Origin of the sequence: Rhizobium sp. AQ_MP (assembly GCF_014237835.1) — a bacterium.
GTDB lineage: Bacteria > Pseudomonadota > Alphaproteobacteria > Rhizobiales > Rhizobiaceae > Allorhizobium.
This window is the reverse complement of sequence record NZ_JACJVI010000002.1, coordinates 268836-290389: the sequence shown is the minus strand read 5'-3', so window position 1 is coordinate 290389 and position 21554 is coordinate 268836. Positions and strand designations below refer to the sequence as shown.

The 21554-nt window shown below is 60.5% G+C and carries 27 protein-coding genes; 11 read left to right on the top strand and 16 right to left on the bottom strand.

The annotated features are described in order from the left end of the window. Positions 1–20: 20 nt before the first annotated feature. Both H6M51_RS04515 and H6M51_RS04510 read right to left on the bottom strand, forming a co-directional pair. The gene (locus H6M51_RS04515) at positions 21–1523 is read right to left on the bottom strand and encodes an NAD(P)(+) transhydrogenase (Re/Si-specific) subunit beta (RefSeq protein ID WP_185808691.1); all 1503 of its coding nucleotides are present in this window, start codon (positions 1521–1523) and stop codon (positions 21–23) included. A 20-nt stretch (positions 1524–1543) separates the two neighbouring features. Continuing rightward, positions 1544–3115 carry a Re/Si-specific NAD(P)(+) transhydrogenase subunit alpha gene (locus H6M51_RS04510; protein ID WP_185808936.1) on the bottom strand — a complete coding sequence of 524 codons (1572 nt, stop codon included), beginning with the start codon at positions 3113–3115 and terminating at the stop codon, positions 1544–1546. A 262-nt stretch (positions 3116–3377) separates the two neighbouring features. Between H6M51_RS04510 and H6M51_RS04505 the strand changes: the two genes are divergently transcribed. Next, positions 3378–3542, top strand: a complete 165-nt coding sequence (locus H6M51_RS04505; protein WP_006724646.1) for a DUF1328 domain-containing protein — start codon at positions 3378–3380, stop codon at positions 3540–3542. 70 nt (positions 3543–3612) lie between these two features. On the opposite strand, the gene H6M51_RS04500 is transcribed toward H6M51_RS04505, so the two are convergent. After that, on the bottom strand, positions 3613–4392 hold the full coding sequence (locus tag H6M51_RS04500; RefSeq protein ID WP_246780397.1) for a Crp/Fnr family transcriptional regulator: 780 nt from the start codon (positions 4390–4392) through the stop codon (positions 3613–3615). 101 nt (positions 4393–4493) lie between these two features. Here H6M51_RS04500 and H6M51_RS04495 point away from each other — a divergent pair, with 101 nt between their 5' ends. Beyond that, positions 4494–4889 carry a hypothetical protein gene (locus tag H6M51_RS04495; protein ID WP_185808689.1) on the top strand — a complete coding sequence of 132 codons (396 nt, stop codon included), beginning with the start codon at positions 4494–4496 and terminating at the stop codon, positions 4887–4889. Here the strand turns inward: H6M51_RS04495 and H6M51_RS04490 are convergent. Both H6M51_RS04490 and H6M51_RS04485 read right to left on the bottom strand, forming a co-directional pair. Continuing rightward, on the bottom strand, positions 4857–5423 hold the full coding sequence (locus H6M51_RS04490) for an RNA polymerase sigma factor (protein ID WP_006724650.1): 567 nt from the start codon (positions 5421–5423) through the stop codon (positions 4857–4859). The genes H6M51_RS04495 and H6M51_RS04490 overlap by 33 nt on opposite strands. Next, a complete protein-coding gene (locus H6M51_RS04485; protein WP_185808688.1) occupies positions 5420–5629 on the bottom strand; it encodes a NepR family anti-sigma factor in 210 nt (69 codons plus the stop codon). The genes H6M51_RS04490 and H6M51_RS04485 overlap by 4 nt, the downstream gene beginning before the upstream one ends. 171 nt (positions 5630–5800) lie before the next feature. Between H6M51_RS04485 and H6M51_RS04480 the strand changes: the two genes are divergently transcribed. Beyond that, a complete protein-coding gene (locus H6M51_RS04480) occupies positions 5801–5965 on the top strand; it encodes a DUF1328 domain-containing protein (RefSeq protein ID WP_006724652.1) in 165 nt (54 codons plus the stop codon). Positions 5966–6042: 77 nt separating this feature from the next. Here H6M51_RS04480 and H6M51_RS04475 read toward each other — a convergent pair whose 3' ends face one another. The 5 genes from H6M51_RS04475 to H6M51_RS04455 all read right to left on the bottom strand — a co-directional run bounded on the left by H6M51_RS04475 (position 6043) and on the right by H6M51_RS04455 (position 9627). After that, positions 6043–6234 (bottom strand): hypothetical protein, encoded by a 192-nt coding sequence (locus H6M51_RS04475; RefSeq protein WP_185808687.1) that lies wholly within the window; start codon positions 6232–6234, stop codon positions 6043–6045. Positions 6235–6245: 11 nt separating this feature from the next. Beyond that, positions 6246–6566 (bottom strand): hypothetical protein, encoded by a 321-nt coding sequence (locus tag H6M51_RS04470; protein WP_246780396.1) that lies wholly within the window; start codon positions 6564–6566, stop codon positions 6246–6248. Positions 6567–6654: 88 nt separating this feature from the next. After that, positions 6655–7716 (bottom strand): putative zinc-binding metallopeptidase, encoded by a 1062-nt coding sequence (locus tag H6M51_RS04465; RefSeq protein WP_185808686.1) that lies wholly within the window; start codon positions 7714–7716, stop codon positions 6655–6657. Between the two features lie 42 nt (positions 7717–7758). After that, positions 7759–8736, bottom strand: a complete 978-nt coding sequence (locus tag H6M51_RS04460) for a sensor histidine kinase (protein WP_185808685.1) — start codon at positions 8734–8736, stop codon at positions 7759–7761. A gap of 96 nt (positions 8737–8832) precedes the next feature. Continuing rightward, positions 8833–9627 (bottom strand): response regulator, encoded by a 795-nt coding sequence (locus H6M51_RS04455; RefSeq protein ID WP_185808684.1) that lies wholly within the window; start codon positions 9625–9627, stop codon positions 8833–8835. A gap of 188 nt (positions 9628–9815) precedes the next feature. Here H6M51_RS04455 and H6M51_RS04450 point away from each other — a divergent pair, with 188 nt between their 5' ends. Then, a complete protein-coding gene (locus H6M51_RS04450) occupies positions 9816–9974 on the top strand; it encodes a NepR family anti-sigma factor (RefSeq protein WP_246780395.1) in 159 nt (52 codons plus the stop codon). A gap of 43 nt (positions 9975–10017) precedes the next feature. Here H6M51_RS04450 and H6M51_RS04445 read toward each other — a convergent pair whose 3' ends face one another. Both H6M51_RS04445 and H6M51_RS04440 read right to left on the bottom strand, forming a co-directional pair. Continuing rightward, entirely contained in the window at positions 10018–10467 is a 450-nt protein-coding gene (locus tag H6M51_RS04445) for a hypothetical protein (RefSeq protein ID WP_185808682.1), read from the bottom strand. A 2-nt stretch (positions 10468–10469) separates the two neighbouring features. Beyond that, complete coding sequence (locus H6M51_RS04440; protein WP_185808681.1) at positions 10470–10823, bottom strand: YqjD family protein; 354 nt, start codon at positions 10821–10823, stop codon at positions 10470–10472. 209 nt (positions 10824–11032) lie between these two features. Here H6M51_RS04440 and H6M51_RS04435 point away from each other — a divergent pair, with 209 nt between their 5' ends. Beyond that, positions 11033–11230 carry a CsbD family protein gene (locus tag H6M51_RS04435; RefSeq protein ID WP_062280516.1) on the top strand — a complete coding sequence of 66 codons (198 nt, stop codon included), beginning with the start codon at positions 11033–11035 and terminating at the stop codon, positions 11228–11230. Between the two features lie 66 nt (positions 11231–11296). On the opposite strand, the gene H6M51_RS04430 is transcribed toward H6M51_RS04435, so the two are convergent. Next, a complete protein-coding gene (locus tag H6M51_RS04430; protein WP_185808680.1) occupies positions 11297–12154 on the bottom strand; it encodes an aromatic ring-hydroxylating dioxygenase subunit alpha in 858 nt (285 codons plus the stop codon). 116 nt (positions 12155–12270) lie between these two features. On the opposite strand from H6M51_RS04430, the gene H6M51_RS04425 reads away from it, so the two are divergent. The 5 genes from H6M51_RS04425 (at position 12271) to H6M51_RS04405 (ending at position 16209) form a co-directional block, all read left to right on the top strand. After that, positions 12271–12552, top strand: coding sequence for a hypothetical protein (locus tag H6M51_RS04425; RefSeq protein ID WP_185808679.1), 282 nt, complete (start codon positions 12271–12273; stop codon positions 12550–12552). After that, positions 12549–13220 carry a Rieske (2Fe-2S) protein gene (locus H6M51_RS04420; protein ID WP_185808678.1) on the top strand — a complete coding sequence of 224 codons (672 nt, stop codon included), beginning with the start codon at positions 12549–12551 and terminating at the stop codon, positions 13218–13220. Before H6M51_RS04425 ends, H6M51_RS04420 begins: the two co-directional genes overlap by 4 nt. Next, a complete protein-coding gene (locus H6M51_RS04415) occupies positions 13220–13846 on the top strand; it encodes a glutathione S-transferase family protein (RefSeq protein ID WP_185808677.1) in 627 nt (208 codons plus the stop codon). Before H6M51_RS04420 ends, H6M51_RS04415 begins: the two co-directional genes overlap by 1 nt. Positions 13847–13905: 59 nt before the next feature. Next, positions 13906–14862 (top strand): D-2-hydroxyacid dehydrogenase, encoded by a 957-nt coding sequence (locus tag H6M51_RS04410; protein ID WP_185808676.1) that lies wholly within the window; start codon positions 13906–13908, stop codon positions 14860–14862. Between the two features lie 273 nt (positions 14863–15135). After that, positions 15136–16209 carry an enoyl-CoA hydratase/isomerase family protein gene (locus H6M51_RS04405; RefSeq protein ID WP_185808675.1) on the top strand — a complete coding sequence of 358 codons (1074 nt, stop codon included), beginning with the start codon at positions 15136–15138 and terminating at the stop codon, positions 16207–16209. Between the two features lie 179 nt (positions 16210–16388). Here H6M51_RS04405 and H6M51_RS04400 read toward each other — a convergent pair whose 3' ends face one another. The 3 genes from H6M51_RS04400 to H6M51_RS04390 all read right to left on the bottom strand — a co-directional run bounded on the left by H6M51_RS04400 (position 16389) and on the right by H6M51_RS04390 (position 19877). Then, positions 16389–17165 carry a reverse transcriptase family protein gene (locus tag H6M51_RS04400; RefSeq protein WP_210314700.1) on the bottom strand — a complete coding sequence of 259 codons (777 nt, stop codon included), beginning with the start codon at positions 17163–17165 and terminating at the stop codon, positions 16389–16391. An 86-nt stretch (positions 17166–17251) separates the two neighbouring features. Further along, the gene (locus tag H6M51_RS04395; protein WP_113105296.1) at positions 17252–17557 is read right to left on the bottom strand and encodes a helix-turn-helix transcriptional regulator; all 306 of its coding nucleotides are present in this window, start codon (positions 17555–17557) and stop codon (positions 17252–17254) included. Between the two features lie 910 nt (positions 17558–18467). Further along, positions 18468–19877, bottom strand: a complete 1410-nt coding sequence (locus tag H6M51_RS04390; protein WP_185808674.1) for a short-chain fatty acyl-CoA regulator family protein — start codon at positions 19875–19877, stop codon at positions 18468–18470. A gap of 134 nt (positions 19878–20011) precedes the next feature. On the opposite strand from H6M51_RS04390, the gene H6M51_RS04385 reads away from it, so the two are divergent. Next, positions 20012–21544: an acyl-CoA carboxylase subunit beta gene (locus H6M51_RS04385; RefSeq protein ID WP_185808673.1), complete on the top strand. Its 1533-nt coding sequence runs from the start codon at positions 20012–20014 to the stop codon at positions 21542–21544. The last annotated feature ends 10 nt before the right edge of the window (positions 21545–21554 follow it).

The window sequence follows — 21554 nt, the reverse complement described above, 5'->3', positions numbered from 1 at the left end:
GCTCTGATCTGATCCGAAGCTTACTTGATCAACGGCAGGATGCTGTCGATCGACTTCTTCGCGTCACCGTAGAACATCCGCGTATTCTCCTTGTAGAACAGCGGGTTCTCGATGCCGGAATAACCGGTGCCCTGGCCGCGCTTGGAGACGAAGACCTGCTTTGCCTTCCAGACCTCCAGAACCGGCATGCCGGCGATCGGCGAGTTCGGGTCTTCCTGGGCAGCCGGGTTGACGATGTCGTTCGAGCCGATGACGATCGCCACATCCGTTTCCGGGAAGTCCTCGTTGATCTCGTCCATTTCCAGAACGATGTCGTAGGGCACCTTGGCCTCGGCCAGAAGCACGTTCATGTGGCCCGGCAGACGGCCCGCGACCGGGTGGATGGCAAAGCGCACGGTCTTGCCGGCGGCGCGCAGCTTGCGGGTCAGTTCCGACACAGACTGCTGCGCCTGCGCAACCGCCATCCCGTAACCCGGAACGATGATCACGCTGTCGGCGTCGTTGAGCGCATTGGCAACCCCGTCGCCGTCGATCGCGATCTGCTCGCCCGTGACTTCCATCTGCGGTCCGGTCGTGCCGCCGAAGCCGCCGAGAATGACCGACACGAAGCTCCGGTTCATCGCCTTGCACATGATGTAGGAGAGGATCGCACCGGAGGAGCCGACCAGCGCACCGACGACGATCAGGAGATCGTTCGACAGCGAGAAACCGATGGCTGCTGCCGCCCAGCCGGAATAGCTGTTCAGCATCGAAACGACGACCGGCATGTCGGCGCCGCCGATGCCCATGATCAGGTGATAGCCGATGAAGAGCGCAAGCAGGGTCATCAGGATCAGCGTCCAGCTGCCCGCACCGTTGAAGTAAAGCACAAGCAGGATCAGCGAGCCGAGCGCGGCACCGGCATTCAACAGATGACCGCCCGGCAGCTTTTTCGCCTTGCCGTCGACCTTGCCCGCGAGCTTACCATAGGCGATGACGGAACCGGTGAAGGTGACCGCACCGATGAAGACGCCGAGGAAAACCTCGATCTTCAGGACGGCGATTTCGGCACCGGTCTTCTCAGCGATCTTCAGGGCAAAGCCGGTGAAGTCCTTGAAAAGTTCGGTGTGACCGGCCTGCGCCGCACAGGCAACCGCATTAAGCGCGGGATCACAGAACGAGATGCCAGCATCCGCGAGCGAGCTTGCAATCCGCCACATCTCGATTTCGGCATTGAAGCCGATGAAGACGGCGGCCAGGCCGACAAGCGAATGCATGGCGGCGACGAGCTGCGGCATTTCGGTCATCTGGACGCGCTGGGCAACGACCCAGCCGATGGCGCCACCGATGGCGATCATTACGACCGAGACGAACCAGTTGCCCGCACCGGGGCCGTAAAGCGTTGCGACGACCGCAAGCCCCATGCCGACGATGCCATACCAGACGGCGCGCTTGGCGCTTTCCTGGCCCGAAAGACCGCCGAGCGACAGGATGAAGAGAACGGCTGCGACGACATAGGCCGCTGTGGTAAATCCATATTCCATCGATATCCCCTCCCCCTAACTCAAGACTTCTGGAACATGGCGAGCATGCGCCGGGTGACCATGAAGCCACCGAAGATGTTGATGCCGGCCATCAGGACCGACAGCGCGGCAAGCAGAATGACCAGGAAGTTCCCGGAACCGATCTGCATCAGCGCACCCAGAATGATGATCGAGGAGATGGCATTGGTGATCGCCATCAGCGGGGTATGCAGCGAATGGCTGACATTCCAGATGACCTGGAAACCGACGAAGCAGGCAAGCACGAAGACGATGAAATGGCTCATGAAGCTGGCCGGCGCATAAAGGCCGGCAAGCAGGATCAGCGCACCGCCGCCGGCAAGCAAGGCCACCTGGTTGCGGGTCTGCGTCTTGAAGGCGGCGATTTCCTGGGCCCGCTTTTCCTCGGGCGTCAGTTCCTTGACCTTCTCTTTGGGCTTTGCGGCCGCAATCGCCTGAATCTTCGGCGGCGGCGGCGGATAGGTGATCTCGCCGTCCTTGGTGACGGTCGCGCCACGGATGACGTCGTCTTCCATGTTGTGCACGACGACGCCGTCCTTGCCCGGTGTCAGATCGGTCATCATGTGACGGATGTTGGTGGCGTAAAGCGTCGAGGACTGTGCGGCCATGCGGCTCGGGAAGTCGGTGTAGCCGACGATGGTGACACCATTGTCCGAGACGATCTTCTGGTCAGCGACGGTCAGATCACAGTTGCCGCCACGCTCGGCCGCGAGGTCGACGACAACCGAGCCCGGCTTCATTGCAGCGACCATGTCGGCAAGCCAGAGCTTCGGCGCATCACGACCGGGGATCAGCGCCGTCGTGATGACGATGTCGATCTCGGGTGCCAGCTCGCGGAACTTGGCAAGCTGCTTCTCGCGGAACTCCGGAGACGACGGAGCGGCATAACCACCGGTCGCGGCACCATCCTGGGTCGCTTCGAATTCGAGGAAGACGAATTCCGCCCCCATGCTCTCGATCTGCTCGGCGACCTCGGGGCGCACGTCGAAGGCATAGGTGATCGCGCCAAGCGATACGCTCGTGCCGATCGCAGCAAGTCCGGCAACGCCGGCGCCGATGACCAGCACCTTGGCCGGCGGGATCTTACCCGCGGCGGTCACCTGACCGGTGAAGAAGCGGCCGAAATTGTTACCGGCCTCGATCACGGCGCGATAGCCGGCGATGTTGGCCATTGAAGACAGGGCGTCCATCTTCTGGGCGCGGCTGATACGCGGCACCATGTCCATGGCAACAACCGTCGCGCCCTTGGATTTCGCCTGCTCCAGCAGGGACGTATTCTGGGCCGGATAGAAGAAGGAGATCAGCGTCTTGCCGGGGCCGAGCCGATCGACTTCAGCGGTCTCGGGCGGACGCACCTTGGCGATGATGTCGGCTGTTTCATAGAGCGCGGCGGCGGTTTCGACCACCGTCACACCGGCGGCGCGATAGGCGTCATCCGAAAGACCGGCAGCCTTGCCGGCGCCACTTTCGATGACGCATTCATATCCGAGTTTCTGCAACTGGGTGGCGCTATCAGGCGTCATCGCGACGCGGGCCTCGCCGGCATAGATCTCTCTTGGCGATCCGATCTTCAATCCCATCTCCCAAACTCCGTTCGAACGGGTCCTACCTTCTATCCTCCGCCCAAAGTCGAAGGACTCTCCGATCGCGGACACGAACAGAAGTGAGGCCCCCTGTCTAGTCCAGCTGTCGGAACAAATGACGGTTTTGGCGCAAGCAGGCACCGCTTAAAACGATTTTTGTTGCAGCGCCCACAAGCCGACCGGATTCGGGAACCATGGAACAATTCGGCTTGCCTCCTGTTTCTCCCTGGAACAATCGTCAGGGAGACAGAAAATGCTGCAGTGGATCCTCATCCTTCTTTTGATTGCCGCCGTCGCCAGCCTGCTCGGCTTCCGCGGTGTGGCCGGAGCCTCGGCAGGCGTCGCCAAGATTCTGATTTTCATCGTCTTGGTCGTGATGATCATCGCGCTCTTCACCGGCGTCGTCATCGTCGCCTAAGGAGAGTTTCACCAGACATGAAAAGGCCCGCACGCTTCAAGCCATGCGGGCCTTTTTGTTTGTGCCGCAATCAGATGAAGGGTCTGATCCTTTGCTCTCCAGGGCTCCATCCGGAAATCTCCTGCAGTCCGACAGGATCGACGACGTCGCAACCCCGCTCGCGCCAGCGAATGAGCCCCCGGTCGGCGAGCTTCTTCAGCGTTTTGTTGGTGTGCACGATCGAGAGGCCGAGCGTATCGGCAAAATGCATCTGCGTGACCGGAATATGGCGATGATTGTCGCCAAGAATTCCCGCATTCATGCCACGGTCGAACAGGAAGGCGAGAAGGTAGGACGCCCTTTCCAGTGCTGACCGGCGTCCAACGCTGAGCAGATGCTCGTCGAGAATGCATTCTTCCCGGGCTGCAAGCCAGGTCAGGTCGAAGCTCAGCCCCGGATGCAGCTCGAACAGGGAAAACAGCCTGCTGCGTTCGAAGACACAGAGCGTCATCGGCGTCAGCGCCTCGACGGAATGCTGCATCTCCGCCATGACGGCGCCCTGCAAACCGACCATGTCACCCGGCACCACATAATTCAGGATCTGCCGCCGACCATCTTCGAGGATTTTGTAGCGGAACCCCCAACCCGAGAGCACCGTGTAGAGATGCGCGCTGCGAGCGCCTTCCACCAGCACTGTCGTCCCTGGATCGGCGACAAGTTCGCCACGCTTGAACGTGGAGACGAACTCCAGTTCCGCTTCAGTGAACGGACGAAACCGTTTCATCTGTCGCAAGGGACATTCGAAACAGCTGACACGAACAGGAGAATGACGCGGTTCGATTGCCACGGGATGACCTCGTTTGACTGCCATAAGGTTCCGACTTGGAACAATGCAGGTCGGACATGTCTTTTTTAAATGACGCTGGTCGAGGCACGTTCGATAACGCGCGCCTGACAAAAGGGAATTTTATGATGACTGCGCCGCTCCGCGTTCTCGTTGCCGAGAACCAGTATCTGATCGCCATGGAGGTGGAGCGCATTCTTCTCGACGATCTGCCTTGCGATGTAACCATCGCCCCGCTGGCCCGCCTGGCGGAGACCGTCGAGACAACGATGTTCGATGTGGTGATCATCGACGCGGTCTTGAACGAGGCCTTGAATGTCGAACGTGCAGACCTGATCATAAAAGCCGGCGCGAAGCCGGTCTTTCTGTCGTCCTATGGCCATTTCACCGACACTCCAAGCATCGTGACCGCACATCCGTTGGTCACAAAGCCGCCGCAAGCCCATGAACTGGCTGCGGCGGTTTTGAAAGCGGCGCATGGTCAGGAGCCCTCAGACGGCGAACGCCTTCTTGATGACCGCTGAGCTATGCGCGTCCGGGCCATAATCGCCCTCGCCGCTCACCCCCAGGATCTCCTGAAGCTTGTTGCGCGCCCGGTTGATGCGGCTCTTGATGGTACCGACGGCGCAGCCGCAGATCTCGGCGGCTTCCTCGTAGGCGAAACCCGAAGCACCAACGAGGATGATCGCCTCGCGCTGGTCACTCGGCAGTTGATCGAGAGCCCGCTTGAAGTCCTGCAGATCGAGTGATCCATACTGCTGCGGATGCGTTGAGAGTTGGGACGTGAAAATCCCGTCAGTGTCCGACACTTCGCGGCCCCGCTTACGCATCTGCGAATAGAATTCGTTGCGCAGGATGGTGAAGAGCCAGGCTTTCATGTTGGTCCCGGGCTCGAAATGATCCTGCTTCGCCCAGGCTTTCATGATCGTGTCCTGAACGAGATCATCCGCCACGTGATGCCGGCCCGTCAGCGACACGGCAAAGGCGCGTAGGTTTGGCAAGGCCGCCAGCAGATCACGCTTGAAGGAGTGGTCGGTCGACTTATCCCCAACGGTCATCGAGCATTGTCCTTGATGCGAGTGTCTGCGCTGGCCTGCCGTTCGGCCATGTCAAGTTGCTCCAGCAGTTGCAGGAAGCGTTCCGGAATGCCTTCTTCCTGTACCGACTGGTAGTATTCGCGCAGTTGCGCCGACACTCCGGGGTGAAAGGCTGCCATTCCAGGCAGCCCGTTCGTAACCGGCGCTTTCTTCGAGTGTTCTGTCATGGGGTCCAACGGGTTTGAAATAGTGTCGCCTGACAACGCCAACGATCCGAGAAGGTTCCCACAGAAGCGATATTTTTCAACAACCGTTATAGCGCTCTCAAAACCGTGATCCAGTTGGAACAAAGGCCAATAGACGACGTTTTCCCGCCATCGAAACAGGGAGAAATCAAAATGCTCTATTATGCCCTCGTCTTTCTCGTTGTCGCACTGATCGCCGGTGTCCTCGGTTTTGGCGGCATCGCAGGTGCCTCCGCAGGAATTGCGAAGATCCTCTTCGGTATCTTCATCATTCTCTTCCTGGTTTCGCTGGCTATGCGCCTGTTCCGACAGGCCTGACCGCCGGTGAAAAAAAACAGGCCGCGCCCGAAAGCGCGGCCTTTTTTATGAAGAAAATCCAATAATTTAGCCGATCCTCAGAACACCATCCAGACAGCAATGGCGAGCAGAACTACAAGTATCACGCCGAGCGTCGTGACTGTGAACGACCCGTAACGAGCAGGCACCTGCGATTCGAGATCCTGATCCAAGCCGGCCTGTTGGGCCAGATGGCGGTTCTGGGCATCGACATTGGATACTGTCGGACGAGTGGGGTCTTCTGTCTTCATCGAACTGCTCCTTAACGTTCGGCCAGCACCGGTGGCATGAGCGCCTGGGCTGCAGCAGGACCGGCCGTTGCCGGCGGGACGTCGAGCGCCGCAAGCTTGCCTGGATCGATCGTCTGGCGAATTTCGCGGCCGGCCACCAGTTCGGAGTTTACAGGGAAACAATCACCATAGATGATATCGGCCATGGCACGGGCACGCTTAAGTTCCGTCGGCAGCGCCGTGTAGCAAGCCTCGTCGGTTTCGTACGAGATAACAGCGACCGGATCTTGCAGACAGGTAGTGTCTTGCGGATGGCAGGCTACAATAACCAGCAAGGCAGCCATACTGTTCATGATCGTTCTCCGTGTTACCTGAAGGTTAACGCGAAGACTGCATGACAGTTCCGGGAACAAGGGTGTGAACAGGCGGAAACAGCGCGCTTTACGACCGAATCAGGTCGTGAATGTAATGAAGCTTGGCAATCACCGGCTCTGACAGCACGAAAGGATAAAGATCCGGCTGGCCCATGCTGCGATTGATGCTATTGATCGCCAGCGTTAGTGGCACCCATGCCCGAACGAGCGCCCCCGCGCTTCCTATACTGTAGCTGTCGAAGGTCCGCTTCAATTCGATCGCCGGCATGTCTGCCTCGACGTCGGGACTGGTCCGCAGCCCGAAGGCATCTGCCGTGTCGAGAGCGTCGACGATGTGGAAGTAATGGGCGAATGTCTCGGCGAAGTCTTCCCATGGATGGCTCGCTGCGTAGGCGGAGATATAGCTGTTCTCCCAGCCTTGAGGCGGCCCCTCCGCATAATGCCGCTGAAGTGCCTCGGAATAGTCCGCGCGTTCGTCTCCAAACACCTCTCGACAGCGGTCGAAAGCGTTTCGGTCGCGTACCAGTACGTTCCAGTAGTAATGCGCCACCTCATGGCGGAAGTGCCCGAGCAGGGTGCGGAACGGTTCTCCCAGCGCGACCCGCCGCGCTTCCCGCTCGGCATCCGAGCCCTCCGCGATGTTCAGCGTGATCAAGCCTTCAGCGTGACCGGTCAAGACCGGCCCGTCGCCACCAGGCAATGTATCGTCCGCGAGAAAATCGAAGCCCAAACCCCGCTCCGGATCGATGGTCCGGGTCACCAGCGGCAGCTTGAAACGGAGCAGCGAATAGAAGAGGCCACGCTTTGCGAGCTCGATCCGCTGCCAATTCTGCAGGTTTTCGGGGATGGAGATATCCGGGATCGTGATGTTGTGCCGGCAGGCGACGCAAAAGCCGCTGTCATCGGCATCCTCGACCAACCAGTTGCAGCCGCCCAGCGCCGCATTGGCACAGGGCTTCACGACCGCGCTGTCTGTTTCGCCATGGTCGATAATATGGGCGCCGGAAGGATCGAGCGCGACCATGTCCAGCGCCCCCGAGCGGAAGGCCAGCCTGGCTCCGCAGGTAACACACCCATCGTTTTCAAAATGCACGACATTCGAACAGTTGCTGCAACTGAACAGGCGCATGATCGTGTCTCTCGTTGGGAAGCGCCCGGGCGGCGCGGAAGGTCAGTCGAAAATCTCGAGCGGGAAGCGCAACTGGTAACGGACCTGACCGTTGGCCAGTTCGTGGCGCGCCTCACCGTTGACGGATGACGGCACCACACGTTCGAGCACGGTCGAGCCGAAACGTGCAGCCTTCGTCTCTTCGTTCTCGCGCGCGGTGAACGGCTCGGCCCACACGATTTCCACCACCGGCCCCGCAGGTGTTTCGAGCTTCCGGCAGGAAACAACGATCGGCATGCGTCTCTGCAGGAAATCGCCATGGCTCACCGCGTTAACCACCAGTTCGTGCAGAGCAAGCCCGATGTGCAAGGACGCGTTCGGCGTCAGAAGCACGTCGTCTCCGGTGACTTGGACGAGATCGACATTATCCTGCACATACCGATCCAACTGCTGCTTCAGCAAGTCGCGGAAATAAGCACCGCGCCAGCTCGAGTCCGTGATCAAGTCCTGCGACTGCGAAAGCGCATGCAGCCTGCCCCGGAATTTGCCGAGGAACATGTCCAGCGTACCGGAATAACGGGCAGTCTGGGATGCGATGCTCTGGATAATGGCCAGCAGGTTCTTCGACCGGTGGCTCACTTCGCGCAGCAGAGCCCTCAGAAGCCGCTCACGTCGACGGTCTTCGGTGCGGTCGATCACCACCGTGATCAGATGCAGATCGTGATCCGCCATCTCCACCATGCGGCAGCGGAACTCGAAGAAGGTGTCGTCGCCAGCCTCGATCTCAAGCTCGGCGCGGTCACCAGCCTTTTCCAGACCAGACTTGAGCTCGACCAGTTTCTGCCCGATCTCGGGACCAAAGATCGCATCGTCTGTCGGAACCCGGCCAGGAGGCAGGCGCCAGCGGGCTGGAAGCGAAGTGATGCAGACATAGGCACCGTCCTTGTCCTGCAGGATCAGGCTGGCGCCCATGTCGATGAGCGCGGTTATGAAGAACTCACGCAGCTGTTCATCGCCACGCTGAGGTTCAAACCATGTCAACCGATGTACCAATTGGCTGCTCCGCCGTTCTCGGCATATGGGACCGGCTCCATCCGGTCCGCCCCTCGCTTAAACCTATGCCCTCAAAGGGCCATATCAAGCCTGCTCGGACACGCGCTCGTTGAAGAAAAGCGCCTGACTGATCAGGGCCTTGACCATGTCGGGGTTGAACGGCTTGGTCACCAGGAAGGCCGGCTCCGGGCGTTCCCCGGTCAGCAGACGCTCCGGGAAGGCAGTGATGAAGATGACCGGGATGGTATCGACTTTCAGGATATCGTTGACCGCGTCGATCCCCGAGCTGCCATCGGCAAGCTGGATATCGGCAAGAACCATCTTCGGATTGGTGCGCTTGTAGAGATCGACGGCCTCGGCATGGGTACGGGCAATGCCGGTGACGCGATGGCCAAGATCTTCGACCATCTGCTCGATGTCGAGCGCGATCAGCGGCTCGTCCTCGATGATCATGATATCGGTGGCCACCTGTCGAGAGATCTCCATGGAAGCCTCGTTGAAGAGAGCGTTGAAATCAGACTCACCGACACCGAGCACGCTGGCTGCTTCGGCGGTCGTGAAGCCCTCGACGGTGATCAGCAGGAAGGCGTGGCGAGCACGTGTCGGAACGGCGGCGAGATTGGCAGCGGCCCGCTTCTCCCAGGCAAAAGGCGATGTAATCTGCGGAAGCTCGACCTTGGTCGAGTCGTAGATGGTCACGAACAGCTTGTAGAGCGCGACGCGATCGTCACCGGTGTCCGGAAAGATCGAAATATCAGCGATCAACGCTTCCAGGACCGCTGCGACATAGGCATCTCCGGAGGTCTGCGAACCGGTGACAGCGCGTGCATAACGCCGCAGGTAAGGAAGATGAACAGCGACGCGGGCAGTAAGGGACATGCAGGTCTCCAATCGATATGGATAAAGGTGCGGACTCGCCAGAAAACGCGGCTCAACAAAAAATGTTCCACCGCGTTTGGAACTTTTTTGCGTCTTAGCGCTTATCAGGATAATGGTTAAAACGCTTGCTACACACACGGATTTGGACGCACATGGCGGAAGGCCCTCCGAAAACTACGAAATCCAAAATGCTTTCGGGGGCACAGAAGCAGAATGTGAACGCGCTGATCGCGACAAAGCTGCGTGGCTATTACGATAGCATCATCGAAGAAGGCACTCCACCGCACCTGCTGGATCTTCTCGAACAACTCCATAACGCCGAAACTGAAGCCAAGTCCAAGAAGTAAGGTCAACAAGGCCGGGCTGCGCACCCGGCCATGCTCTTCTCAGTCACGCATCGTCGTGATCGCTGCCGACCCCTTGCGATTTAGCCACACCGTAGACGACGGCAGCAATGACAGCCGCAGTCAGCAGAGAGCGTCCCTTCATCAAAGCGGGAACGCCGGCGAGAAGCTGCAGGGTCATGGGGTCAGGTAGCCGGGCTCTCGCGGCCCTTTGTCGGGCTTTCATCCGTAGTTCGGTGCGCCGGTTCATGAATTGAACCACCGCGATCACGATCACCGCAAGGATAGCGGTTCCGATCGCAATCACGAGCGCAGCGAGGACGGGGCCCATGATGCCGGTCAGATAAATGCCGAGCGCGAAAAGCAGCGCGACATAGGCAGTGAGCCCCAGAACGGCCGCCACCGCACCCGCGAGCACGGAGCGCCCGAGACGGCGGGCGGTCGGCCGCACCTTGCCAAACGCGACCACGCCCAGTTGTCGGAACAGTGGAAACATGATCAGCGCCGGCTGAGCAGCGCAAGCACATAGCCGACGCCGGCTGCCATGGCGAGCGACTGCAGCGGCTTGGCGCGCACATAGGCCTCCAGGTCCTCTTCGGCATTCATGAAGCGCTCACGCGCGCTGTCGATGTATTCCTGCGAGGTTTCCCCCGCCTGTCGGATCTTGCCGCTACCGAAAGAGGCGACGGTCTGGGTCAGAGCAGCGATATCGCGGCGAAGGGCCTCGAGGTCCGCCTGGACGTCGCCGCTGGTTGCGGTACCCGCCGTATTCGCCTTGTCTTCGATGCGGTCCGCAAGGTCGTTCGCCTTGTCCTCAATCTTGCTCTTGGAGGCGCTCGGTACCTGGGCCATGAAATTCTCCTTCGCTCGTTCTGTGAATGCAGTTCGCAAGCAAAACGCCGAGACCCCGCGAGTGTTCCATCAAAACCCAGATTGTGCGCCGACCCCTCCCGTGGCGTCGCAACTATGGTCTCGCCGCCTATGGAACTTCCGCCGTCGGGACACGTTTTCCGGCCCGAGGACACGGAGCCTCGACCAACACCAGACACGGGAGAACACCGATGAATTGGAACCAGATCGAAGGCAATTGGGAGCAGTTCAAGGGCAAGGCCCAGACCCAGTGGGGCAAGCTGACCGGTGACGATCTCGACGTCATCGCCGGCAAGCGCAAGGAACTCTCCGGCAAGATCCAGGCTGCCTATGGCCGCACCCAGGAAGAGGCCGATCGCGAGATCGACGACTGGATGAGCCGCAACTAAGACCTGACGGTCTTAGGACGCACGAAACCCGGACCCTCACGGCTCCGGGTTTTTTGTTGCCGGACATCAGGCGGCGACCGTCGTCGCCCCGTAGGTCACGCCCTTCTCCTTAAGCCAGCGGCGGTAGGCGATCGACGAGGCATCCGCGCGGGTCGGGATTTCCTTGCGCGGCTCGAGCGGCAAGAGCACCGGCCGCTGGTTTTCGAGGATGATCCTGTCCTGCAGGAAGATCATCTGCTGGAAATGGATGAGCTCCGTCGTCGTCGAGACATCGTCGATCAGATACATGATCGGATGCGCCCGGCAGCGGCCGGGATCGAGCGGCTGGACGAAGAGGCCGATGACATCCCAGCGATTGGTGGCATTCGGGCAGGTCTTGTAGAGGATCGTCGTGAAGGGCGTCATCACCCGGTACATGTATTGCGTGGTGATCCCGTCCTGCGCCGACAGAGCCGCCTGCGGCTGGAAGAAGGTGCAGTTGGTCGCCCAGACCTCGTCTTCCTCGCGCCTGATCTCGACATCGTAGCTCTGCACCTCAGTATGCGGTTCCGCGCCTAAAACATCCGTATGCACAAAGGGAAAATGCGCCATGTCGAGAAAATTCTCGACGATGCGAAGGCCGGAAGCCTTCACGGTCACGACACCACAGGGCACGTAGCGCCGGTCAGGCTCGTCAGCCTCCGGCAGCGGAAAAATCTCGCGCTGGGGCTCTCCCAGCGTCGCCCAGAGAAAGCCGAAGCGATGGCGCAGCGGCAGCGGCTTTGCCCGCCCCTCGGCAAAGACCTCGATCGCCCCATCCGCCTGCTTGATGACGGTGAGATCCGTCCCGAGCAAGCGGTTCTGCGATCGGCCGACGGGAATCACCGCCTCGGCATCGAGTACATACCACTGATCAAGCGACGCCTTGTCGATACCGTTCTGCATAGTCTGTCTTTCCTCTGGAGCATGGGAGAAACCGCTTGAAACCCGATCACGCCCGCCGCTAGATTGCCCAAAAATTAGAGCGCGCACAATTGCAAGGCAACACTGATCCCCATCCGATGACGGCAAAGGCCGACCAGATGACCGTCGACTTCACCTTTTCCGGAAGGCTGGAGCCGCAGGGCTTCATTGCGTTTGCCGAGCATCGCGCAGCCCGCCTGTCACTCGGCCTGAACATTGCCTCCTGTGACAGCGACCGATGTCGCCTGACGCTGTCTGGACCGGGAGCGCTGATCGATGCCTTCGAAATGGCGGTCAGCCTCGGCCCCTATGACAGCATCGTGCTCAACGTGACGAGATTTCAAACCGACGAAGCCCTGCCCGCAAAGGCCGCATCATGACATCAGCCTCTCCCTGGATCCCCGTTGCCCTTTCAGCCGATATCGAAGCCGGCACCTCCGCCGGAACGCTCGTCCATGGCGAGGAGCGCGTCGTCTGGCGTGACGACAAGGGCGAAATCCATGTCTGGGAGGACCGCTGCCCGCATCGCGGCATGCGCATGAGCTTCGGTTTCGTGCGCGGCGACCACATCGCCTGCCTTTATCACGGCTGGCGCTACGATACGGGCGGGCAATGTCGCTACATTCCGGCCCATCCCGATCTCGACGTGCCCCAGACCATCAAGGTCCCGACCTTTGCCGCAACAGAACGCGCCGGCATCGTCTGGATGGCACAGGAAGGGGCAGATGCGACGGACCTCTCGACGCTTCCCGAGACGGCTGAACCAGTTCGCAGCCTCTTCGTCGACCTATCGACGAACGCGGCCCTGCTGGCGGTGACGGCAGCGCCACCCGAGGGGTATCGTCCGGTCGAGAGTGGCACTGGCTTGGTCACCTTCCAAGGTAGCGACGTGACCGCCCTGATAGCGGCCCAACCCCGCGACGTTGCACGCACGGCCTTGCACATCACGGTGACCGGAAACACCTCCGCAGCCACCCGCCTCGACCTGATCCTCTGGGCCACGGACCTGCGCAACCGCCTCGAAGCCCGTTCGTTGGAGGCCGCGTGATGATCAGGCTTTACGACTACCATCTCGACGAAAACGGTTTTCGCGTTCGTCTTCTCCTCTCCATGCTCGGCCTCTCCTTCGAGACGGTTGCCATCGACAAGGCACCGGGCCGCGAGCAGGAAAAGCCGCATATGCTGGCGCTCAATCCGACCGGCACGCTGCCGATCCTTGAAGACGGCGACGTCAGGCTCTTCGGCACTGCTGCCATCCTCGCTTATCTCGTCCGCGCCCATGCGCCTGACAGTCCCTGGCTGCCGGCCGATGCCGCAGACTTCGGACGCGTCCAGCAATGGCTGGGCTTCTCCGGCCGCGAGTTGAAGCCCGCCGTCGACGCCCGCGAGGCGGCTCTTTTCACCTCCGAGGGCGCCAGCGAGGCGGATCTCAAGGCCGCCCGCAAAGCCTTCCGCATCATGAACGACCACATGACGCTGCGGCAGATCGAAGGCTTGGACTGGTTCGTCGGCAACACCCCGACGCTGGCCGATCTGGCCCTCCTGCCGAGCTTTGCGCTTTCGCGTGACTGCGGCATCGACCATGACGAATACCCGGCCCTTCGCCGGTGGCTGCGCCGTTTCCGGGCGCTTCCGGGCTTCATCACCATGCCCGGCGTACCGGATTATCACTGACCCGCCTTGCTGGCCCAAAGCCCCTCGGCTAGGTCGATGGCAACGCAGGGAGGTCCGCCATGATCCGCATCGTCTTTCTCGACCGCGACACGCTGTCGCCGGAAACCGTGGTCCGAGCGCCCTCCGTGCCGCATGAAATGGTGGTCCATGCCCGCACCGCCCCTCAGGAAGTGGCGGAGCGCATCCGCGACGCCGATGTCGTGATCACCAACAAGGCTCCCGTCCGCGCCGAGGCACTCGCCGGCGCCGCGAAGCTCAAGCTGATCGCCGTCTCCGCCACCGGCACCGACATTGTCGATCTCGTGGAGGCCAGAGCGCGCGGGATCGCCGTCTGCAATATCCGGAACTACGCCAAGCACACGGTGCCCGAACACACCTTCGCGCTGATGCTGGCGCTGCGCCGCTCCATCCTGCCCTATCGCCAGTCGGCCATCGAGGGTCGCTGGCAGCAGGCAGCGCAATTCTGCTATTTCGATTACCCCATTGCCGATCTCGGCGGCTCGACGCTGGGGATCATCGGCCATGGCACGCTCGGCCAGTCGGTGGGCAAGATCGCCGAGGCCTTCGGCATGACGGTGCTCGCCGCCGGTCGTCGCGGCGCAACCGAGCTGAAACCCGGCCAGACGGCTTTCGACGAGGTCCTGAAGCGCTCTGACGTCATCACCCTGCACTGCCCGCTGACACCGGAAACGCGCGGCGTGATTGGTGCGCGCGAATTCGCGCTGATGGAACGCCGCCCGCTGCTGATCAACACCGGCCGCGGCGGCCTCGTCGATGAACTGGCGCTGGAAAAGGCGCTCGATGCCGGCCAGATCTCCGGCGCCGGCTTCGACGTCACCGATGGTGAACCGCCCGCAGCAGACAGCCCGATGATGCGGATCGCATCACGCGAAAACGTCATCCTCACCCCGCATGTCGCCTGGGCCAGCCGCGAGGCAATCCAGGCGCTGGCCGACCAGCTGATCGAGAATATCGAGCTGTTTTTGGCGGGGACCCCGCGCAATCTCGTCGGCTGATCCTGCTCAGGCAGGTCAAGGCTGTAATGTGGGGATACCCCCCTCTGCCCTGCCGGGCATCTCCCCCACACGGGGGGAGACTGGCTGAACCGCCGGCCCGCTCACATTCCGTAGGCGCCGCGAAGGGATCGGCAGACGCGGCGCTCCGCTCTCCCCCCTTGTGGGGGAGATGTCACGCAGTGACAGAGGGGGGTATCCCTATGCACCACCCCACCCCTTGCCCTTTCCCCGCGACGCATATCTAACTCTCTCAAAAGACACAGGGAGGACGGCATGCGGTATCTGGAGGCGGACTATCAGGGCGAGGAAATCCTGACGGCGAAAAAGGGCGCGCTCGGGCTGATCGCCCTGAACCGGCCACGTGTCCTGAATAGCCTCAGCCACGCCATGATCCTGGATTTCGGCAAGGCGCTCGATGCCTTCGAGGCCGCCCCTGATGTGGCCGCCGTTCTCGTCACCGGCGAGGGCGAACGCGGGCTTTGCGCCGGCGGCGACATCAGGATGTTCTATGAAAGCGGCAAGGCCGGCGACGGCAAGGCCTCCGAATTCCTCAAGGCCGAATACCGCCTGAACGCCCGCATCGCCCGTTTCAAGAAGCCCTATGTCGTCGTGATGGACGGCATCACCATGGGCGGCGGTGTTGGCGTGTCCAGCCATGGCAGCCACCGCATCGTCACCGAGACGACAAAACTCGCCATGCCCGAAACCGGCATCGGCTTCTTCCCCGATATCGGCGCCACCTGGCTTCTCTCCCGCGCACCCGGCGAACTCGGCACCTGGATGGGGCTATCAGGCGAAGCGGTGAACGGCGCGGATGCCATCACCGCAGGCTTTGCCGACTGGTATGTCCCGCAGGAACGGGTGGCCGAACTCCTGGAGCGGATCGCCGCCCTGCCCGCACCCGCTCTCGGGTCAACCATGGCCTCGATCATCCGCGACTATACGGTGGACGGCCCGACCGGCATTTTTTCCGAAGGCCGCGCCATGATCGACCGCTGCTTCGCCTTCGACACGGTGGAGGAGATCATAGCCGCCCTCGAAAAAGAACAGGGCGACCTCGCCGCCAGAACGCTCACCGCCCTCAGCGCGAAATCGCCGACCAGCCTGAAGGTGACACTGAGGATGCTGCGCGAGGCCCGCCGCTCGAATGACCTCGAAACCTGCCTCGAACGCGAATTCGCCGGCACCCTGCAGGTGGTGAAGGTCCCCGATTTCTACGAGGGCATACGTGCTGCGATCATCGACAAGGACAGGAACCCGAAATGGTCGCCTGCGACGCTGGAGGATGTGGCGCCGGAGAGTGTGGAGGCGTTTTTTGTGGCGCGGGATGAGCGGTTGTTTGGGTAGGGTGGGAGATGCCTAGAGTTCGCGACCGACTGGATGCAACGAACAATGGCCATCGTGTCGTACCATGAGCCGTGTAGGAACTACCGCTTTGCGCCAAAAGCGGACTTGCATGGCTTGCATTTTCGGAAAGCTACAGACAACCTTTACTGCCTGTCATCGGCATCGGATAACCGCCTCTTTTAGATCGCCGCGATCTGAGCCACTTGGCCACGTAGACCCATCAGGCGCTCGCGCATTTTGCCTTCCTCTTTAGAAGGTAGGTTCCCCTTCAAATCCTTTTGTATCTGATAAAGCTTCTTTAGCTGCCTGTTCGGCACAAGAAGTCGTTCGCCATCAACTATGACGCCAGTGATTTCTGCAGGGCGATCTACAAAATGCTTTTCCTTGTGATAACGAAGACCTGAACGATGGATGAGACGCTTAATATCCCAAAGCACCTGCGGCGATAGCGACGCCCCAGATATGGTAACGTCATCAATGTAAACCGTTAGGCGGTAACCATTCGCTTTGCATTTAGCAGCGATTGCCTCCCACACATCATAGTGCGCAAAAAACGACATTATGGGGCTTAGAGGGCTACCTGTCGGAAGATGGCCTTGATATGTCGCAAGCTTGGCAAGCGTTGCGGCTACATCTGTTTCGCAGCACAAGATTCGATGAAAGAACCAGTAGACGCGGCGTGACGGTGTGCTGGGATAGTATTTGCGGATATCTAGGCACCGAACGACTCGCTGTCCTCGATGTGCTGCTGCATTCGACACATAGCATCGCCCCTTAACAGGGCAAAATAGGTAATCCGGCGGTGCAATTCTTCCCAGAAGTCGGGCGATCCGCGCCTGCACCAACTTCAACCGTCGTGCTGGATTCTCTACACCACGAACCCCGCCGGTTTTTTTTCGGCACGTCAAACTCTGAGTAAAGCGTATCCGCCATCTTTGCCAAAGCCCGCATCTCACTAGGAGACAGACCTAGCAAGTCGGCTAGCCGCTTTTTGCTTGCCAGCTTATAAAGTGGCGACTGATGCGGCGGATATACTTTTCCCTTAGTCGGCATGCGCTCTCTCCGAACGCTCTTCGATAAACTTCATCATATTGATGATTTTCGACGCCACAAATGTTCGTGCCTTTTCCCGAGCCGGAGATTTCCCAAGATTTTCTGAGAAGAAAATGATTGAGGACGTCGGAATATCAAATGCGGCCTCATATTTTCTAAGTAGCTCAAGAGACGGTTCTTTATGGCCCTTCTCAATCTCCGATAGATAGGATTTTGAGATTCCAAGCTTTTCCGCCGCCTCGTTCTGCTTCATGTCGTGAAAGACACGTATCAGCCGAAGGGCTTCATTTAACATTTCTACCTCCAATCAATACAAAACAGGGCGGCGGCTACTCCCGCGAGACCTTGGTAATCAAATCGTAGAGCCACACCAAGAACCACAGGACGTGGGCGGTGAGCTTTCCGACTGTGACCAAGGACGTTACCGTCTTCGGATGAAGCAGGATTTTCCACCAGCTTTTCCGAGTCTTCGATTTCGTCCGCCGCCGTTCTCGATCGGTATGCTTTGATGTTTCCATCATTTAGTCCTTTCCAAACCAACCCAGCAGGATTGCTGAGCGCCATCGAGGCTTGGAAAGCGGGGCGAGAACGGTAACCCTGCCTGTACGGGCGTGCCCCGCCATCGGGGCACGCCCGCGCCGCCATGTGCCGTGGACCACGGACCTGCCGGCCGGAAGTCAGAAGGTTTAGGCCTTCCACGAAGCTCCTTGCGAAGCCTCAGAGAGTGATGACTATCCCCTGTAACATACGATGATCGAGATTTAAGATAACACGGCCAAATTTTCAAGAACTAAGTTCTCTATTGGCGAACTTTTTTTGACAGATGTAGCTGTGCATATCCTACCCGAAAAGATCGCATTGCTGCTGCGCAGCCACGTGCTCTTACCGCTCCGGGCCTGGTTCCTCGTCGTTCAGCCATTTGAGGACGCACGCGAGCGGCCCGCCCTCGGATTCTACTATCCCCGGCAGTACGAATTAAGACCAGTAGCCGGTCGCGGCCACCGGTAAAGGTGCCTCGGCATGGATTTACAGATGGGAAGTTGTGCCGCTCCAGTAGTCAGGGGCGAGCGCACTGAAATGCGGGTGTCAGTCTTCAGCGGCAGCGCCAAACTCTCTTCCTCACAAGCACTCCAGACCAGCCATACATGTCCGCAGTGGGCCGAATGCAGCCGACAGTATGCCTAGCCCCGGCGAGAAAAACGCCCTCACTCAATCTCATACGGCATCGGGTTCCGCACCCGATGATCCACCACCAGCTTCCTTTTCAGCGGCGGCACGGCGCGGCTGGTGCATTTGACGCGCTCGCAGATGCGGCAGGAGATGCCGATGGGGTCGAAGGCGCCGCGGTTGGAGAGGTCGAGGTCGTCGGCATAGACGAAGGCGCCGGCATAGGAGATCTCGCAGCCGAGCGCCAAGGCATAGCGCGGATTGGCGGCGCGGAAGCCGGCGGAGCCTTTTGACACTTGCGTCGCGATGCAGAGATAGCGCACGCCATCGGGCGTTTCCGCCGTCTGACGGATGATCCGCCCCGGCGTCTCAAAAGCCTGGTGGGCGTTCCACAGCGGACAGGCCGCGCCAAAGCGGGCAAATTGCAGGCGGGCAGCACTGTGGCGCTTGGTGATGTTGCCGGCCCGGTCGATGCGCGCAAAGAAGATCGGCACGCCCTTGAGCCCCGGGCGCTGCAGCGTCGAAAGCCGGTGGCAGACCTGTTCGAGCGAGGCCTCGAAACGGGCGGCGAGCAGTTCGATATCGTGGCGGAGGTCGCGGGCGGCCGTGAGGAAGCTGCGATAGGGCAGGATCAGCGCGCCGGCGAAATAGTTGTAGAGACCCATGCGACAGATCTCGACCGCCTCTTCGCTGCGGAAATTCGCCTGTTTCAGCACCTGGTCGATCTTTGTGGCAGCGGCGAGTTGGGCGATCTGGATGGCGATCTGGAAATCGCGAGTGGGGGCCGAGGCATAACGACTGACGGTCAGGATCCGCCCCACCGGATCGAAGCGCCGGATCGCCTCGTCGCCCGCCTCGCCGCGCACGACGCGCACGCCGTGGCGCGTTTCGAGATGGCCTGAAAGGGCCGCGTAATTCTCCCCCTCCCCGAGCTTCAGCTCTGTCGCCAGCTGCTCGGCGGCGAGGTCGAGATCGTGGATGTAATTGTCGACGAAGTGGAAGAAGTCGCGCACCTCGTCATAAGGCGTCACCTCCTGGCTGGGCGCTGCCCCCAGCCGGTCGTCGAGGCTGGCCAGCTGTTCATTGCCGCGCCTGTAAGCCTGGTGGGCGGCAATCAGCGCATGGGCGAAGCCGGGGGCATTCTGGGTGACGAGCTTCAGCTCCTGCAGGCTTGGCGAATAGGTCTCGAACAGCGGATCGGAGAGCGCCTCAGTCAACGCCGAGAGCAGGCGGTCGTTCTGGCCGGAGGAAAGCTCGGTGATATCGATGCCGAATTTTTCCGCCAGCGACAAAAGCACCGAGGCCGAGACCGGGCGCTGGTTGTTTTCGATCTGGTTGAGATAGCTGGTGGAAATGCCGACCATATCGGCAAATTGCGCCTGGGTGGCCCCGTTTGCCTGGCGGATGTCGCGGACCTTGCGGCCGATGAAGAGTTTTCCGATGGCCATTTCGCAAATTCGCAATTTTCACTTTGCAAATTCATAAATCCACAGATGCACCTGTTCAACCGTTTTCTTCTGCGGCACAGTGGAATAGGTGTCACACAAGGCTTTAAAGCCAAACAGATCATTCCGGAGGAAGCATGTCGACGATCCTGGACCAGCTCGAAGCGCGCCGCGCGGAGGCCCGCCTCGGCGGCGGCGAAAAGCGCATCGCCGCCCAGCACGGCAAGGGCAAGCTGACCGCCCGCGAGCGCATCGAGGTCCTGCTCGACGAAGGCTCGTTTGAAGAATACGACATGTATGTCACCCACCGCGCCGTCGATTTCGGCATGGCCGAACAGAAGGTGCCGGGCGACGGCGTGGTCACCGGCTGGGGCACGATCAACGGCCGCCAGGTCTATGTCTTCTCCCAGGATTTCACCGTGCTGGGCGGCTCGCTGTCCGAAACCCATGCCCAGAAGATCTGCAAGATCATGGACATGGCGATGAAGGTCGGCGCGCCCGTGATCGGCCTGAATGACTCGGGTGGCGCCCGCATCCAGGAAGGTGTGGCTTCGCTCGCCGGTTATGCCGATGTCTTCAAGCGCAATGTCGATGCGTCGGGCGTCATTCCGCAGATCTCCGTGATCATGGGCCCCTGCGCCGGGGGCGCCGTCTATTCGCCCGCCATGACCGACTTCATCTTCATGGTGCGGGACTCATCCTACATGTTCGTCACCGGCCCCGATGTGGTGAAGACCGTGACCAACGAAATCGTCACGGCGGAAGAACTCGGCGGCGCCTCGACGCACACGAAAAAGTCCTCCGTCGCCGATGGCGCCTATGAGAACGACATCGAGGCGCTGGAACAGGTCCGCCTGCTCTTCGACTTCCTGCCGCTCAACAACCGCGAAAAGCCGCCGGTCCGACCCTTCCATGACGATCCGGCCCGCATCGAGATGCGGTTGGACACGCTGATCCCGGACAGCTCCAACAAGCCCTATGACATGAAGGAGCTGATCTACGCGCTGGCCGACGAGGGCGATTTCTTCGAGATCCAGGAGGCTTTCGCCCGGAACATCATCACCGGCTTTATCCGCATGGAAGGCCAGACGGTCGGCGTCGTCGCCAACCAGCCTATGGTGCTCGCCGGCTGCCTCGACATCGATTCATCCCGCAAGGCCGCCCGCTTCGTGCGCTTCTGCGACGCCTTCTCGATCCCGATCCTGACGCTGGTCGACGTGCCCGGCTTCCTGCCCGGCACCGCCCAGGAATATGGCGGCGTCATCAAGCATGGCGCCAAGCTCCTCTTCGCCTACAGCCAGGCGACCGTGCCGATGGTGACGCTGATCACCCGCAAGGCCTATGGCGGCGCTTACGACGTCATGGCATCAAAGCATATCGGCGCCGATATCAACTATGCCTGGCCGACCGCCGAAATCGCCGTCATGGGCGCCAAGGGAGCGACCGAGATCCTCTACCGTTCGGAGCTCGGTGACCCGGAAAAAATCGCCGCACGCACGAAGGAGTACGAAGTCAACTTCGCCAATCCCTTCAAGGCCGCCGAACGCGGCTTCATCGACGAGGTGATCATGCCGCATTCCTCCCGCCGCCGCATTGCCAAGGCATTTGCGAGCCTCCGCAACAAGCAGGTCGGCACGCATTGGAAGAAGCACGACACGATCCCGTTGTGAGAGGTGTTGC